Origin of the sequence: Gracilibacillus sp. YIM 98692 (assembly GCF_010993965.1) — a bacterium.
In the GTDB taxonomy this organism is placed as follows: Bacteria; Bacillota; Bacilli; order Bacillales; family Amphibacillaceae; genus Gracilibacillus.
The window spans coordinates 14141-29679 of record NZ_WIXM01000038.1; the positions used below are offsets into that span (position 1 = coordinate 14141).

Consider the following 15539-nt stretch of genomic DNA (forward strand, 5'->3'; position numbering starts at 1 on the left):
GAATCGGAAAAATGTCTATTACCAAACAACAAATTTTAAGAAAAGTAATTGCAGAATGCGAACAAGCTTTACAAAATGAAGAAAATATACGTGAGCATGCAAAGGCAGTGCAATCTTTAACAGACTTATTGTTAGAAACAGAAGCCGTACCAAAATCTTCTTCTGTTTCTACTCCAGCTTCTCAGTTTAGTGAAAAAGAGTTACAGCAAATGATGGGGGATTTCAAACAAGCTCCGTCAAAGTCTAATGATAAAAAGCAAGAACTAAATACAGGTTATGAAGAGGCAAACGGAGATTCCTTGCTTGATTTTTAAGGAATGGGGGAAAGATCATGTTAAAAGTTTTTCTAGTACTAGGTGTAATTAATGGATTTTTAGCTGTAACACTAGGGGCATTCGGTGCTCATGGCTTAGAAGGAAAGCTTTCGGAGAAAATGTTAAACATATGGGAAAAGGCTGTCCAATACCAAATGTTTCATACTGGTGCCCTATTGGTTACAGCCTTACTGATGCAACGGATAACTTCCGGTAGTATTGTTAGTGCAGGTTGGTTTTTCTTTATCGGTATTGTGATATTTTCTGGCAGCCTGTTCATTTATGCGACGTCTGGTCTTAAGTTTTTTGCCATGATCACACCGATTGGAGGACTTGCATTTTTAATCGGATGGATTTTATTAGGGTATGCTGTTGTGAAATTTCTTTAAAACATTTGATAATAAGATATAAATAAGACAATCGCTAATAGGCTAATGCCGCGGAGCAATTGTTGGGAAAATAGCAGCATATTTCGTCTATGCCAAGCCTTCCAACCTTCGAGAAATAGAGAAAATGAAATGCCAAAAACAGATAACAATAAGAGGGGAAGAGAACCTAACTGTAATGTAATGATAAACGTGATAATGGAAAAAATTAAGACAGCAAGCAGGACATCATCTACTGTAGCTCTTGTTCCTTTCACATTAAACATCTCCCTTTTTCAATAGGTAGGAAAGCATAAGCTTCTATGAATTAGAAACTTATGCTTTTTTGCCATATCATAAAGTATAAATTGTCAGCAATGAATTAATTCGACGAGGCGGCCAATTTGAAGTATATAGATAAGGGCAACTTCGGCTCTGCTGTCGCCAAAGGCTCGGCAATTGCCGAGCTTTCTTTACTAGATACAAATGTGTCGTTTGAAACAAAATTCGGGAAGTGTATAACACCACCCGAATATCTGTCAACTCTATCGTGGGGAATATTGTGCTAAGGATTGGTTGTTAAATGGATACTCATAATTAATTTCTTCATCAAATGTAATGTAATCGAGGTAAATCATTAGTAATAGGTAACGTTTTCCTGTTTCTGGATCACTAATAATAATGTGATCACGACCTGCGGCTTCAATCACACCTTTAAAAATTTTAGCATTCCAACGTTCATTGTTTTCAAAAGTCATGTAAATAGTTGCTTGTTTTCCTTTGTTTAAACGTAAGATGTTTTCAATGTAGGATTCTTGAATAGGAAGCATACCAGGTGTATCAGAGATTGGCTGCTGCGGTTGTTGCATCTGTGGCATCTGTGGCTGTTGCTGTTGCATAGGCATCTGAAATCCACCATTACCTCCCTGCATACCGCCATAATATGGCATTCCAGCCCCTTGTTGAAAAGGTTGTTGACCTTGATCGTTTTGGTACATACTTATTGGCTCCTTTCTCACACGTAAAGGTTGTAGACGTGCTTTTTTCACATTCCTACTAGCCATATGTATGCGCCCATTCCCTAAAAATGCATAAAAAATAGAGGTCCGCTATAAAGAGGACCTCCAATTAGATATATAAACTTATATGGAAAAATAACTTGGAATGTTTTCGATATCGAGGCGGTTGCCGACATAAAATGACCCAAACTCTCCGTATCGAGCACTAACGATATCAAAACGCATTTCATAGATGAGTTTTTTAATTTGTAAAACGTCATGTGCAAATAAAGTCACACTCCACTCCCAATCATCAAACCCCATCGACCCTGTAATAATCTGCTTAATTTTACCTGCATATTTACGGCCAGTTAAACTATGCTCATACATTAATTCGCGACGTTCATCAAATGGAAGGGTATACCAATTGTCATTTCCTTCACGGCGCTTGTCCATTGGGTAAAAACAAATATGATCCCATTTTGGTAAACGAGGCTTCAACCTGGCACGTACTCCAGGGTTATCTTCCGGGTTCTCTCCTTCTTTAGCCATATATTTGGAAAGTTCTACAACAGATACATAAGAATAAGCAGGCCTTGTGAACTCGGCAAGCTTTGATTTATTAAAACGAAGCTCGATCTCACTTAATTCCTGCATGGTAGGGCGCAGCACCATTAACAGAATGTCTGCTTTTTGTCCTAAAATGGAATAAAAAGCATGACTGCCTTCTCGATCTTCCTCTACATCTTCCCATGCGCTAAGCATATCTTTCAGTTCTGTGATCGCTTGCTCACGCTCCGATTCTGAAGCACGTTTCCACTTTGTCCAATCTATTTGACGTAAATCATGTAAACAATACCAGCCATCCATTGTTTCAACCGCTTCTGCCATGACTTGATCTCTCCTTTTTCGTTCATTGTCTTGTTTTAATATAACATATATCGGGAAATATAAGCATGAAACTGGCACGGAATTGTCAAAATAACCACATCAGTTTTGACGAAAAAGTGAACTAAAAAATTTTTTCAAGAATAAAACGTATTCATTCATTATCGCACTTTCATTATGACACAAAACATCGTATCATATAATACAGATAACTATTTGGAGGGTTTAATCATGAGCGATTTATTTGAAGATGTAAAAAAAAGACTTAGTGGGAATGCTAGAAGAATCGTATTTCCTGAAGGATTAGATGAAAGAATCTTAAAAGCGGCGAGTGACTTAAATAAAGACGGATTAGTCACGCCTGTATTAGTCGGAAGTAAGGATAAAATAGAACAGAAAGCTAAGGAATCTTCCATTGATTTGGGAGGAGTTGACATAATAGATCCAGCAAATTATGGAGAATTTGATGCCATGGTGCAAGCTTTTGTAGATCGACGCAAAGGAAAAGCTACAGAAGAAGATGCAAAAAGCATTCTATTAGATGAAAATTACTTCGGTACGATGCTTGTTTATATGAACAAAGCGGATGGTCTAGTAAGCGGGGCAGCTCATTCTACCGCGGATACCGTTCGTCCAGCACTTCAAATTATTAAAACAAAAGAAGGCATTAAAAAGACATCTGGTGTCTTCATTATGGTTCGTGGTGAAGAGAAATATGTGTTTGCTGATTGTGCGATTAACATTGCACCAAACAGTCAAGATTTAGCAGAAATCGCCATCGCTAGTGCGGATACAGCCAAATTATTTGATATTGACCCACGCGTTGCTATGCTTAGCTTCTCAACGAAAGGGTCAGCAAAATCAGAAGAAACCGAAAAAGTATCAGAAGCAGTAAAAGTAGCAAAAGAATTAGCGCCAAACCTAACATTGGATGGTGAATTCCAATTTGATGCAGCTTTTGTCCCTTCTGTTGCAGAGAAAAAAGCACCAGATTCTGACATCAAAGGAGATGCTAACGTATTTGTTTTCCCTGGTCTTGAAGCAGGTAACATTGGCTACAAAATCGCTCAACGCCTTGGCGGACTTGATGCAGTCGGTCCAATTTTGCAAGGTTTAAACAAACCAGTAAATGACCTTTCTCGTGGCTGCAGTGCAGAAGATGCCTACAAATTAGCATTAATCACAGCAGCACAGTCAATATAATGAGAAAAGTACAGTGACACGTCACTGTGCTTTTTTGTTAATATTATTACCGTATAGGGAATTATAAATGGTTAGTAAGGAAGCAATTCGACGTAGTGGACCATTTTAGGAATATAGATAAGGACAGCTACGTCTCTGACTTTGCCCAAAGGCTTGTCAATCGACGAGTTTTCTTTACATATGAAGATAAGGTAGGGTAGTATTGGAAAGTGCCCCGTTTATGCCAAATAATGGCCCGTTTTTCATAAAAAGTGCCCTGTTTCTTGCAGATAGTGCCCTGTTTTTATCATAAAATGGCCCGTTTTAAACAAAAAATGACCCATTCGAGAGAGAGGAGCAGCCAAACATGATAGAAGTACAGCAGCTCATCTTGCATCACCTGCAAATGCCTTTAAAAAATCCTTTTACGAACAGCCTCCAAACTATCACGAAAAAGGATCTTTATATCATAGAAATCTTCGATCAAGACGGCAACCAAGGATTTGGCGAAACCGTCGCATTCGATTCCCCTTGGTACACCGAAGAAACCAGTGCCACGACCCGCTACATGATAGAGCATCACTTGTTTCCGCTGCTTCAAGAAGAGCCAGTCTCCCACCCATCCTCTTTAGGGAAAAGATTTGCAGACGTCCGGCGACATCACATGGCGAAAGCAGCAGTAGAAGGGGCGATCTGGGATTTGTATGCCAAGCGCGAGCACGTGCCACTACATCGAGCGATCGGCAGCGACAACTCGCATGTCCCTGTTGGTGCTAGCATTGGCATGAAGCAAGATATCCCTGCATTATTAGAAGCTATTCAAACAGCAATGAATCAAGGATACCAGCGTATTAAATTAAAAATAAAACCCGGTCAAGATATTAATCTATTAGAAAAAGTCCGTACCCGCTTTCCGGACATAGACCTTATGGTGGATGCCAATTCTGCTTACACCCTAAAGGATATGGATCACTTGAAACAGTTAGATCAATTTCATTTGATGATGATCGAGCAGCCGCTTGCTCATGATGATTTTGTCGATCATGCAAAACTCCAAAAAGAAATCCATACACCGATTTGTCTTGATGAAAGCATTCATACCATGTCAGATGTAAGAACAGCACTAACGCTCCAAAGCTGCCAAATAATCAGTATCAAACTCGGAAAAGTTGGGGGCTTCGCCCAAGCAAAAGCCATTCATGATTTATGTGCAGCAAATCAAGTCCCTGTATGGTGTGGGGGCATGCTAGAAGCAGGAGTAGGCAGAGCGCAAAGCTTAGCATTAGCAACATTACCAAACTTCAGATTCCCAGCAGACCCTGGGGCTTCCAGCCGATATTGGCATCAAGATATCATCAAGCCTGAAGTTAAGGTCGAAAACGGATATGTACAATTACCTGACACCCCAGGCATCGGTTATGAAATCGACCGAGAAGCACTTGCCCATTATCGAACAGAGCGAATTGTTTGTAAGTAACCGCTAAAATAGAGAAAGCACTCGATTATCCGAGTGCTTTGTTATTACGATCCACCATTTGATGCATTCTCTTCTCAAAAACGTTAAGTTCATCTTCATCTAAATCGCATTCGATCAACTCTGCACCATATTCACGCAATAACGCAACCACGCGTTTTTGCACATCAGCAACGGTCATTTCTACTCCCAGCAGTTCTGTCAATGAGCGCATCGTATCCGGCTCGACCACTGGATAAGAAAAACGCTCATCTTCTATCGCCTGTCCAAGCGCATAAAACTGGCGCACTAAATCGGCGCGAGCTCGCCCGCTACCCTCTATGCACAAATAAATCTGCACGGCAATCCCCTTTTTGACTCGCCGCTGCGAAATCCCTGCAAATTTTTTCCCAGAAATACTCAGGTCATAATCACCAGGGCAATAGGAGCCGACGATCTCATACGCTTTTACATCTGACGTGTAATCACGGAATAACTCCTGAATAAAAGCAGTCATCAGCTCATAGCCAGAATGAATGCCCATTTCCTTCGTATCCGCAAACACAAAAGAAAAATTCAAAACACCAGCATCTAATACAACCGCAAGGCCACCCGAATTACGAACGACAACATCAAACCCTTGCTTTCGTAAAAAAGCAAGTGCCTCCTCCATATTCGGCAAGCGGGTGTCCAAGATCCCGAGTACAACCGTATGGTCGTGCACCCAGAATCGTGTCGCGACTTCATTAGCATTCCGGCCGGCGGTTTGGCACAATGTATCGTCTGCCGCAAAAGAAGCCATAGCGGTGCCTAACGTTGCAGGGTTGCTATGGTCCACTATTCTTATTTTTTTATCTTGAAAAAAAGCTTGTATATCCTTCATTATTTGCGTCCTCCGCTATATAGTATAACAAAAAATGTCGATAGTTGGTTTCCGTTCTTCCGAAATTATATTATACTAGGTGTAAGAAAAAAGAGGAAGGTAAATGTCATGGCCTATAAAGACGAAAAGTTACATGAAGAGAAAGTGTTTAAAGACCCTGTTCATCGCTATGTTCATGTACGCGATCGTGTGATTTGGGATTTGGTTGGGACGAAGGAATTTCAACGGTTAAGACGGATAAAACAGCTTGGTACTTCGTTTTTAACCTTCCATGGTGCAGAACATAGCCGGTTTAATCATTCATTAGGGGTTTATGAAATTGTTCGGCGTATTTTAGTGAATTTTGATGGCCGTCCAAATTGGAACCGGGAAGAGCGTTTATTGTGTTTATGTGCTGCCTTGCTTCATGATTTAGGACATGGACCGTTTTCTCATTCGTTTGAGAAGGTGTTTAAGCTGGATCATGAGGATTATACGAGGGCGATTATTTTAGGAGACACCGAAGTCCATCAAGTACTTGCAAAGGTCAACAAAGATTTTCCTCAAAAAGTAGCGGATGTCATTAATAAAACTTATCAAGACAAGCTTGTCGTTAGCTTGATTTCGAGTCAGATCGATGCCGATCGAATGGATTACTTACAGCGTGATGCTTATTTTACCGGTGTGAGCTACGGCCATTTTGACATGGAGCGTATTTTACGTGTGATGCGGCCGATGGAGGATCAGGTCGTGGTGAAAGAATCCGGGATGCATGCGGTAGAGGATTATATTATGAGCCGCTATCAGATGTATTGGCAAGTGTATTTTCATCCGGTGACACGGAGTGCGGAAGTGATTTTGACTAAAATATTACATCGAGTGAAAGAGCTCTATCATGACGGTTATGCATTCAAGAGCGAGCCTGTTCATTTTCGATCGTTTTTTGAAGAGGATGTGTCACTAGAAGATTATGTGCGGCTGGATGAATCAGTGGTTCTCTATTATTTTCAAATGTGGGCAGAAGAGGATGACCCCATTTTAAGTGATTTGGCTTATCGGTTTGTGAACCGAAAGCTTTTTAAATATGTCGAATTTAATCCAAACTTGCAAATGAAGGAATGGATGGCGCTGTATCGAACGTTTCAAGAGGTTGGGTTAGATCCCGATTACTATTTAGTTGTTGATTCTTCTTCTGATTTGCCGTATGATTTTTACCGGCCCGGAGAAGAAGAGGAACGATTGCCGATTCATTTGTTGATGCGCAGCAGAGAGTTAAAAGAACTGTCCAGACAGTCGGAAATCGTGGAAGCTATCTCTGGGAAGAAACGGACAGATCATAAGCTTTACTATCCTCAAGATTTGATAGAACGTATAGCAGATGATGTACCAGGAAAAAGGAAAATTTTAGATATATTAAAACAAGCAAATCAATAAAGAAATTGGGGTGTTGAGATGCTAGATAATCATGCACGACTTGTCAAAGTCATCGCGTCATCGGGTGGGATTGTTGGACGAAAGAAGCTGCAGAAGATTATTTATATACTGAAAAAGCTCGGCTTACCTTTTGAAGAGAAGTATACTTTTCATTTTTATGGTCCTTATTCAGAGGAGTTAAGCATAAGAATAGAGGAGTTGGCGAACCTTGGCTTTGTGTCAGAAGTGAAGGAGAAAAAGAGCAATTATTATCAGTACCGTTATCAAGTGACTGATGAAGGCGAAGATTTTATTGAGCAGTCTCCGGTGAAACTGCCAGTGGTAGAGTCTTTGGTGGAAGAGATGAAAGGTCGAAGCTCACGTTTTTTGGAGCTTGTGGCGACAATGCTTTACTTTGATCACTACCCAAAAGATGAAATCGAGCAAAAAGTACAAGACGTGAAGAAGAAGTCCAATTATACATCAGAAGATATCCAGGAAGCATGGAACTTTATCGAAAAAATCAAGCATTAAAAAATAACCCCGAATTTGGGGTTATTTTTTCTTTATAATATGACGTCATTTAACGTCACTTCCGAGCAGGTACGGGCAAAGGAGCATATTATATACTGCCAAAATTGGAAGTGGCGCGAAAAAGCTAAATAGTGGCTCGAATCACCTGGTTTGTGGCGCAAAAGTTATTGTATCGTAAATGCGAAAAGAGGGAAACAAAGAATATAGAGGAAATGTCGGATCGATAAGGAAGCTAACAATGTTCCTCGAAACCTAAAGAGCCGTTATGTCGATGAAGCATTTCTGATATGCTACAATAATATTAAAACGTAAAAGCAAGGAGGCCTCACAATGAGTGAAGAAAACGAGCAAAAAAAGCAGAAAAAATCGAATGCCTTTACGATCATGAAGGATGATTCAACTGATGGGCATGGCGGTTATGGAGTTGGGGCAATTAGTTTAGAAAATATTTCACCTGTTATTGTAGACCCCAATGAAGATAGAGCATTTGTCGACATGGGAGCGATGCATGCACGCAGTGAAGTGGAGCGCCGTGTGAAATTCCTTCCAAATAAAGAAGAAGTGCCTAATGGAAAGCTTTATTGGATTGTATGGGTAACCGTTGAGCGTGGAGATAACGGGCCTTATTATCATGGTGTGGCAGGAAGTGAAATTCGCGTCGACCGCTCCATCAAGCGTGCTTATAAATCAATGCCGGAGCATGTTAATCATATGGACAAATCCATGAAAGGTCATTACATTGTGGAACATATGGATGAAAAATCGCTAAAGCTGTTAGCGGATTTCTTACGAGAATTTGATCCTGTCATGTGGGAAAATGCTCCAGAGGAATTAAAAAATGCCCTTCCTGAATAAAAAGAGTGAACTTTTTGTGAACATTTTGACAAAATGAATCATAACACTTGTCCAAAAACATAACTCTTTATAAAATATACTCACATGGTAACTCTCTGTTACTATACTAGGACTAGAAAAAGGCTGGGACGCACACCCAGCCTTTTTCTTTAGGCTCTTTTTGAATTGTTTGTTGTATATGACAAAGTAGAACAAAACTGCGCAATACTGTGGGGTGAGAGTTTAAATGACGCTTCGGAAATATACTTCGCTTTCCGCGGGCAACGCTTCAGCTTCCTCGGAAGCAAAATACACTTCCTGCGGGATCTTCAGCCGTTGCTTTTCCCGCAGGAGTCTACGTATATTTCCTACGCTGTTAGGATGGTGAATTTTTTGTGCAAATGCATCATATATAAAAGCTACTAGAATTTTTTCTTACTAAATATGAAAACTCACACAAGCTGCGGAAAAATGCGAGACTCCTGGGGGAAGAGCAGCTTCCGAAGACCCCACAGCGAACGGTTTTGGTGAGCGAGGAGGCTGAGGTGCTGCCCCCGGAAAGCGAGTGTTTTTCCGCAGCGCCGATTACGCACTCATCGAGACAAGTGGAGGAAAACTTTCCCAAAGTTACTGCGGGTTTATGGATATTGTGACATAAGGTGTATTTTCTTCTAATGTTGTCGTATTATTCTTCTATAACCGGTGGTGAATCTTCGCCTATTAGCAGCCATTTCCACCAATCTTCCAACAGTGACCCGTCCTCAGGGATTTGATCTACCGCATCGGGATGCTCGTGAAAATAATCCTGTAAATGAAGTGTACATTGTTTCGTTGGTTGTGTTCCGCGAACAAAATACATGTTATGTGTGTTCGGACACTCATCACTTGCTATTAGCCCTGTATTTAAATCAATCGCCACTTCGATTACATCCTCAGGTTTAACGGGATGCTGTACAGGCAAGGTTTCATGTGTTTCTTCCATAAACTGTGCCCAAATTTCTTTGGCATATTGCTGCTCATCTACACGTTCTATTTCCCTGTTGTCATCATAGCCAACCCACACACCAGCTGTTAAAGCAGGACTAAAGCCAACCATCCAGCTATCTGAATCCGTCGAACCAGACTTTCCAGCATATTCATGTGTCAATTGATCCGCAATCGTTGCACCCGTCACACTCATATAACCATTTAAATCCTCCTCAAACATGCCCTTCATTAAATCAGTTAAAATATAAGTATAATTAGGGTTCAAAATCTGAGGATCTTCTTTGGGTTGACTAAAGAGTGACCAGCCAGAATCTGTATTTTCTTCTTCCTTAGCTGCTTCACGATCATACAACACATTTCCAACTGCATCCGTCACTCTCTCAATCGTATATGGCTCTACCTTTTTACCTCCGTTTGCAATGACACTATACCCCGTAACCATCTCTCGAACATTTACGACCTCTGTCCCAAGCGCAAGCGAAGCAACAGGTTCCAACTCACTTTCAATTCCAAACTTCTCTTTTGCTATCCGAACAAATCGCTCAGGCTGCACATATAGATTAGTTTTTACCGCATAAATATTATCAGACAAAGCCAACGCTTGTGCCATCGTAATTGGCTCATTCGCATAATACCCATTGTAATTACTAGGTTGATAACTTTTTCCATCCGCAAGCGCAAAAGTGGTTGGTTTACTCATTAAAGTGGTCGCTGGTGTCATCCCGTTTTCCAACGCAGCATAATACAAAAATGGCTTAAAAGAAGATCCAGGCATCCTTTTTGCCTGTACCGCACGATTAAAGGATGACTCCTCATAATCCTGACCGCCTAATAATGCAGTGATAGCTCCACTCGATGGGTCCATCGCCATTCCTCCAAGTTGAATCTCCTCATTTTTTATGACTTGTTCACTTGCTAGCTTTAATGACTTTTGTTGCTCAACATCAAGTGTTGTATATACTTGATAACCTCCAGAACGAATCTCTTCCATGTCGACATCTAATAAATCCTGTAACTCTTCCACCACCACATCTTGAAAATATGGCGCAACTCCTTGTGTTACGATCAATCGTTCTTCCGAAAAGTCTAGTTCCTCTTGAATAGCCTCTTCATATGTCGTTTGATCAATCACTCTCCGATCCTTTAAGTTCGTTAAAATCAATTCCTGACGCATTTTGGCCTTGTCCATATTATGAAAAGGTGAATAAAGCGATGGCCCCTTTGGAATACCTGCAAGCATTGCTGCTTCGGCCCATGTTAAGGCATTCGCAGATTTATCAAAATAATACCGGCTCGCTGATTCAATCCCGTAAGCACCATGGCCATAATAAATCGTATTTAAATATCCTTGTAATAACTCGTCCTTATCATAAAACATCTCTAGTCGAATCGTATAAAATGCTTCATACAACTTTCGCTTCCATGTTTTTTCATGTGTTAAAAATAAATTTCGAGCATATTGCTGGGTAATCGTACTTGCCCCTTCTTTTAGAGACATTGTGCGTATATCCTTCCATATAGCACCAGCTAACCGTTTGAAATCAAAGCCAAAATGGTCGTAGAAATGCTGATCCTCTGTCCAAATCGTGGCCTTTTCTGCTTTATCGTCAATATCATCAAGGTCAAGCCAGTACCTTTTTTCGGTCCCATATTCTTCCCCGATCACTTCCTCATTTTCACCATAATAAATGGTGTTTTGATCACGAGTCAGTGACGGGGGACCAAGTAAAAAGCTGGCTATGATGACTACTGTTAAGAAAGAACCTATTAAAAATAAGAGAAAGATAGATAGCTTTAAGGGCCAAAACCCTTTCTTTTTCCTGCTTCTTCTACTACGCATGCATACATCCCCTCATATTGATTCCATTATTTATCACAGTGGACAAATTTCCGTAAGACCCTCACTGATGAAGTCTCTTATTATTAGGAAGTATGGGAAAAAGAAACAGGGATTAAACCTTGTTTATAAGAATTACTTGATTTTTCTAAAAAAATTTCTGGAATAGTATTTTTTACGAGATTTAAAAGATTGATCAGAGTAATTGGAGCAGACTTAATGAAAGTCTCTCTATATGAGTTAACAGAGTAAACACTCATTGCTGCGAAAATTTGTTCGATATATGTTATGAAGTCAGGAAAATAGGGTATAACACTTGATGGAAGACAGGATGAACAATTGGTTTATTCGTTTCCTGTTCTTAATCATGTAATCGACCATTAAATTATGTTAAAATATGTGTCGAGTATGGAAAGTAGGAATCAAAATGGTAAACAAAAAACAATCTGTTCATAATATAGTTAATCAATTTATGCAATCAAAAATAGAATTACCATTATATGTGCTCTATCAACAAATAAATATGGACCCGCAAGAGGTAGATGCCATGCGTGTGGCATGCCTTGCAACCAAAAGTGACGAAAGTCAAAGAGTAGCCATGGAATATTTATATTCCCATGGACTATTAAAGGATCTTCAAGTACTAATCGATCGTAATAAGAAATCAGACAACTTCCTCAATCGGAAGTGGGCAGAGGTTTATCAATTATTTTACAATCGTCGGACCTTTTCCAAGAAATCAGCCAAGCCAGGCTCACCCAATCAATATTTACAACAAGTGCAGCGTATGAAAATAGATAATGATGAGCATAGCTTGCAGATTTTACATGACTTAATGCATATTTACTGTTATTTTGACATGCATCAGTACAGGTATATCGGTACTTATAATGATCGTATTAAAGAGCGTTTACTTGACTTGAATGATCCTTTATTATATAAATTGCTTCAATCACGTCTGAACGAAACACTTATTATCTACCATTGGAAACGAAATGAATTAATTTTATCCAGAAAGTATGGGTATCGATTATTAGAAGAAACGAATAACCTTCGGAAAAAGATGGATGTTCACAATATATTAGCACAAGGCTATTTATTTGAAAGCTATGATCAAGCAATCAATCATGTCCATATTGCCATTGATATAGCAAAGGAGCTCGAAAATGAACGAGCGTTATTTGGTTTGACCAATTATACATTACCTTTTATTTCGTCCTATCACTGCAAAACAGATGGGATTGAAACAACAGATAAAGCGGAACAAGCGCATCTTTCTTTAGCAAAAGGAGATGTGCAGACATGTATAGCTATTTTGGAAGCTTTTGAAGAATTAACCCCTTTCCAACAATATTATTTAGGCCTTGCTCGCCAAGATAAGCACTTGCTGCGTCGGTCTTATCAACGCTTTATCGAAGAAAGAGATGATTATTTTTATGCTAAGCTTCCCTTAGAAGCTCTTCATGCATTTGAACAATAAAGGATGGATAGTATGAGTGATAAAAGTCCCGTTTCCTTAAAAATGACGATGGAAATTTATGATACGGGAAACAAAGAAGTAACGGTTGTCGAAGAAAAAGGGACGTTAATGGAGCGGTCTAATACGTCTGTATTAACCTTCAGTGAGCATAACGAAAATGATGAAAAAATAAATTCGATGATTACCATTCAGCCAGAGAAGGTAAGTGTCAAGCGATCAGGTGCGGTTGCCATGCACCAGAAGTTTCAAAAGAAGCAAATAACTGAAAATGTCTATCGTCATGAATTTGGAACCATTCATATGGAGACGCACACCGATCAAATATTATATGAAGCACCGAAAGGAAACAAATACGGTAAATTATTTGTTAGTTATCAAACAAGCTTAAATGGCGAGGATCCAAGACGGCATCGATTAACCATTCAATTACAAAAGAACGAATCATGAGGAGGTTTTCATATGAATGTCATGCAACAAATGCAAGAAAATTTAAAAGAAGAAATAAAAAATGCGGTTTTAACAGCTGGTTTAGCAACAGAAGAAGAATTGCCAGAGGTGATATTAGAACAACCAAAGGATAAAGCTCACGGCGACTATGCCACCAATATGGCGATGCAGCTAGCTCGTATCGCGAAGAAAGCACCACGTCAAATTGCAGAAGATATGGTGGACCATTTAGATCAATCAAAAGGTTCAATTGAAAAAGTAGAAATAGCAGGGCCAGGTTTTATTAACTTTTTTATCGATAACCAATACTTAACCAAGCTTATTCCTACGATTATGGAGCAAGGCAAAGAATACGGAGCTTCCAATATTGGGAAGGGCGAAAAAATTCAAGTCGAATTCGTTTCAGCAAACCCAACTGGTGACTTACACTTAGGTCACGCAAGAGGTGCTTCTGTAGGGGATGCATTATGTCATATTCTAGATAAAGCAGGTTATAATGTCTCTAGGGAATATTATATTAACGATGCCGGAAACCAAATTCATAATCTTGCATTATCAGTACAAGCTCGTTACATGCAAGCGTTAGGCAAGGAGTTTCCAATGCCAGAAGATGGCTACCATGGTGCTGATATTATCGAAATTGGAAAAGTATTAGCGGAGGAGCACGGAGATAAATGGGCTGATAAACCAGAAGCGGAACAGCATGCTTTTTTCCGTGAATATGGGTTGAAGTATGAGCTGGATAAACTAGCAAAAGATTTAGAATCATTCCGTGTTACGTTTGATCATTGGTTTTCTGAAACGTCTTTATATGAAGAAGATAAAATTGTTCCAGCTATCGAGTTGTTAAAAGAGAAAGGCTATATTTATGAGGAAGAGGGAGCAACTTGGTTCCGTTCTACCGAATTTGATGATGATAAGGATCGTGTGTTAGTGAAACAAGATGGTTCTTACACGTATCTATCACCAGATATCGCCTATCATAAAAATAAACTAGATCGCGGCTTTGATACGTTGATTAACATTTGGGGTGCCGATCACCATGGTTATATTCCTAGAATGCGTGCCGCCATTCAAGCATTAGGTTATGATGCTGAGACATTAGAAGTAGAAATCATCCAAATGGTCAACCTGTTTGAAAATGGGGAAAAGGTTAAGATGAGTAAACGTACTGGAAAAGCAGTTACTCTTCGTGAGTTAATGGAAGAGGTCGGTATTGATGCGATGCGCTACTTCTTCGTTATGCGTTCCGCGGATTCTCATCTAGACTTTGATATGGACTTAGCAAAATCCGAATCGAGTGACAATCCAGTTTACTATGTACAGTATGCGCACGCACGAATTTGTACCATGTTGAAACAAGCGCAAGAAAAAGGGATAAATTATAGTGCGGATTACGATGCAAGCTTATTACAATCAGATAAAGCAGAAGATCTGCTCAAAAAATTAGGTGAATTTACACAAATGATCGCCGATGCAGCCGAAAATAGAACACCACATCGTGTGACGCAATATATTTTCGATCTAGCAGCTTCTCTACACAGCTTCTACAACGCAGAAAAAGTGATCAATCCAGATCAATTAGAAGAAACAAAAGCAAAACTCGCTTTAATGGAAGCAGTTCGTATTACGCTTGCAAACGGTATGGACCTCATCGGCGTCCGCGCCCCAGAAAGTATGTAAGAGATAAAGCTATGATGCATAAAGCATCATAGCTTTTTTAATAGATAAGAAAGCACTAAAATAGTGTACAAAAGCTATAAACTACGACGTAACTTTGAAAAGTTATTTTAAGGTGAGTGCTATGATACCACTCCGGAAATATACTTCGCTTTCCGCGGGCGACGGCTCAGCCTCCTCGTGAGCAAAAAACGCTCATGGAGTGACCCCCATTTATTGGACACTTTTTACGCTACTTGTTCAAACTGAGCTCGATATTTGATCG

15 protein-coding genes are annotated in these 15539 nt (G+C 39.8%); 10 read left to right on the plus strand and 5 right to left on the minus strand.

Features of this window, described 5'->3' with window-relative positions:
- Positions 1–11 precede the first annotated feature (11 nt).
- Together GHD00_RS18835 and GHD00_RS18840 are read left to right on the plus strand one after the other, a co-directional pair.
- Entirely contained in the window at positions 12–314 is a 303-nt protein-coding gene (locus GHD00_RS18835; protein ID WP_163539752.1) for a DUF5327 family protein, read from the plus strand.
- Positions 315–331: 17 nt separating this feature from the next.
- Complete coding sequence (locus tag GHD00_RS18840; protein WP_163539753.1) at positions 332–703, plus strand: DUF423 domain-containing protein; 372 nt, start codon at positions 332–334, stop codon at positions 701–703.
- Here GHD00_RS18840 and GHD00_RS18845 read toward each other — a convergent pair.
- The 3 genes from GHD00_RS18845 to hemQ all read right to left on the minus strand — a co-directional run bounded on the left by GHD00_RS18845 (position 700) and on the right by hemQ (position 2568).
- Entirely contained in the window at positions 700–957 is a 258-nt protein-coding gene (locus tag GHD00_RS18845; RefSeq protein ID WP_163539754.1) for a hypothetical protein, read from the minus strand. The genes GHD00_RS18840 and GHD00_RS18845 overlap by 4 nt on opposite strands.
- A 267-nt stretch (positions 958–1224) precedes the next feature.
- Positions 1225–1677: a spore coat protein GerQ gene (gerQ, locus tag GHD00_RS18850; protein WP_163539755.1), complete on the minus strand. Its 453-nt coding sequence runs from the start codon at positions 1675–1677 to the stop codon at positions 1225–1227.
- A 144-nt stretch (positions 1678–1821) separates the two neighbouring features.
- The gene (hemQ, locus tag GHD00_RS18855) at positions 1822–2568 is read right to left on the minus strand and encodes a hydrogen peroxide-dependent heme synthase (protein WP_163539756.1); all 747 of its coding nucleotides are present in this window, start codon (positions 2566–2568) and stop codon (positions 1822–1824) included.
- A gap of 228 nt (positions 2569–2796) precedes the next feature.
- Here hemQ and pta point away from each other — a divergent pair, with 228 nt between their 5' ends.
- Both pta and menC read left to right on the plus strand, forming a co-directional pair.
- On the plus strand, positions 2797–3768 hold the full coding sequence (pta, locus tag GHD00_RS18860; protein ID WP_163539757.1) for a phosphate acetyltransferase: 972 nt from the start codon (positions 2797–2799) through the stop codon (positions 3766–3768).
- Positions 3769–4153: 385 nt separating this feature from the next.
- A complete protein-coding gene (menC, locus tag GHD00_RS18865) occupies positions 4154–5224 on the plus strand; it encodes an o-succinylbenzoate synthase (protein WP_346427677.1) in 1071 nt (356 codons plus the stop codon).
- 25 nt (positions 5225–5249) lie between these two features.
- Here menC and GHD00_RS18870 read toward each other — a convergent pair whose 3' ends face one another.
- On the minus strand, positions 5250–6083 hold the full coding sequence (locus GHD00_RS18870; RefSeq protein WP_163539759.1) for a lipoate--protein ligase family protein: 834 nt from the start codon (positions 6081–6083) through the stop codon (positions 5250–5252).
- A gap of 108 nt (positions 6084–6191) precedes the next feature.
- Between GHD00_RS18870 and GHD00_RS18875 the strand changes: the two genes are divergently transcribed.
- From GHD00_RS18875 to GHD00_RS18885, 3 genes are all read left to right on the plus strand, one after another.
- The gene (locus GHD00_RS18875) at positions 6192–7496 is read left to right on the plus strand and encodes an HD domain-containing protein (protein WP_163539760.1); all 1305 of its coding nucleotides are present in this window, start codon (positions 6192–6194) and stop codon (positions 7494–7496) included.
- Positions 7497–7514: 18 nt separating this feature from the next.
- Entirely contained in the window at positions 7515–8009 is a 495-nt protein-coding gene (locus GHD00_RS18880) for a YwgA family protein (RefSeq protein ID WP_163539761.1), read from the plus strand.
- A gap of 330 nt (positions 8010–8339) precedes the next feature.
- A complete protein-coding gene (locus GHD00_RS18885) occupies positions 8340–8864 on the plus strand; it encodes a YwhD family protein (RefSeq protein WP_163539762.1) in 525 nt (174 codons plus the stop codon).
- A 664-nt stretch (positions 8865–9528) separates the two neighbouring features.
- Here the strand turns inward: GHD00_RS18885 and GHD00_RS18890 are convergent.
- Positions 9529–11670 (minus strand): transglycosylase domain-containing protein, encoded by a 2142-nt coding sequence (locus tag GHD00_RS18890; RefSeq protein WP_163539763.1) that lies wholly within the window; start codon positions 11668–11670, stop codon positions 9529–9531.
- Positions 11671–12094: 424 nt separating this feature from the next.
- On the opposite strand from GHD00_RS18890, the gene GHD00_RS18895 reads away from it, so the two are divergent.
- Genes GHD00_RS18895 through argS form a run of 3 tightly spaced genes read left to right on the plus strand, consistent with a single transcriptional unit; the run spans position 12095 to position 15277 of the window.
- Positions 12095–13147, plus strand: coding sequence for an AimR family lysis-lysogeny pheromone receptor (locus GHD00_RS18895; protein WP_163539764.1), 1053 nt, complete (start codon positions 12095–12097; stop codon positions 13145–13147).
- A 12-nt stretch (positions 13148–13159) separates the two neighbouring features.
- Positions 13160–13594, plus strand: coding sequence for a YwiB family protein (locus tag GHD00_RS18900; RefSeq protein ID WP_163539765.1), 435 nt, complete (start codon positions 13160–13162; stop codon positions 13592–13594).
- A 12-nt stretch (positions 13595–13606) separates the two neighbouring features.
- Positions 13607–15277, plus strand: a complete 1671-nt coding sequence (gene argS / locus GHD00_RS18905; protein ID WP_163539766.1) for an arginine--tRNA ligase — start codon at positions 13607–13609, stop codon at positions 15275–15277.
- Positions 15278–15539 lie beyond the last annotated feature (262 nt).

Coding starts and splice junctions, on each gene's coding strand:
- hemQ (WP_163539756.1), bottom strand. CDS start 2,568: ATGGCAGAAGCGGTTGAAACAATGGATGGCTGGTATTGTTTACATGAT.
- GHD00_RS18870 (WP_163539759.1), bottom strand. CDS start 6,083: ATGAAGGATATACAAGCTTTTTTTCAAGATAAAAAAATAAGAATAGTG.
- gerQ (WP_163539755.1), bottom strand. CDS start 1,677: ATGTACCAAAACGATCAAGGTCAACAACCTTTTCAACAAGGGGCTGGA.
- GHD00_RS18835 (WP_163539752.1), top strand. CDS start 12: ATGTCTATTACCAAACAACAAATTTTAAGAAAAGTAATTGCAGAATGC.
- GHD00_RS18885 (WP_163539762.1), top strand. CDS start 8,340: ATGAGTGAAGAAAACGAGCAAAAAAAGCAGAAAAAATCGAATGCCTTT.
- GHD00_RS18895 (WP_163539764.1), top strand. CDS start 12,095: ATGGTAAACAAAAAACAATCTGTTCATAATATAGTTAATCAATTTATG.
- pta (WP_163539757.1), top strand. CDS start 2,797: ATGAGCGATTTATTTGAAGATGTAAAAAAAAGACTTAGTGGGAATGCT.
- argS (WP_163539766.1), top strand. CDS start 13,607: ATGAATGTCATGCAACAAATGCAAGAAAATTTAAAAGAAGAAATAAAA.
- GHD00_RS18890 (WP_163539763.1), bottom strand. CDS start 11,670: ATGCGTAGTAGAAGAAGCAGGAAAAAGAAAGGGTTTTGGCCCTTAAAG.
- GHD00_RS18875 (WP_163539760.1), top strand. CDS start 6,192: ATGGCCTATAAAGACGAAAAGTTACATGAAGAGAAAGTGTTTAAAGAC.
- GHD00_RS18900 (WP_163539765.1), top strand. CDS start 13,160: ATGAGTGATAAAAGTCCCGTTTCCTTAAAAATGACGATGGAAATTTAT.
- GHD00_RS18880 (WP_163539761.1), top strand. CDS start 7,515: ATGCTAGATAATCATGCACGACTTGTCAAAGTCATCGCGTCATCGGGT.
- menC (WP_346427677.1), top strand. CDS start 4,154: ATGCCTTTAAAAAATCCTTTTACGAACAGCCTCCAAACTATCACGAAA.
- GHD00_RS18840 (WP_163539753.1), top strand. CDS start 332: ATGTTAAAAGTTTTTCTAGTACTAGGTGTAATTAATGGATTTTTAGCT.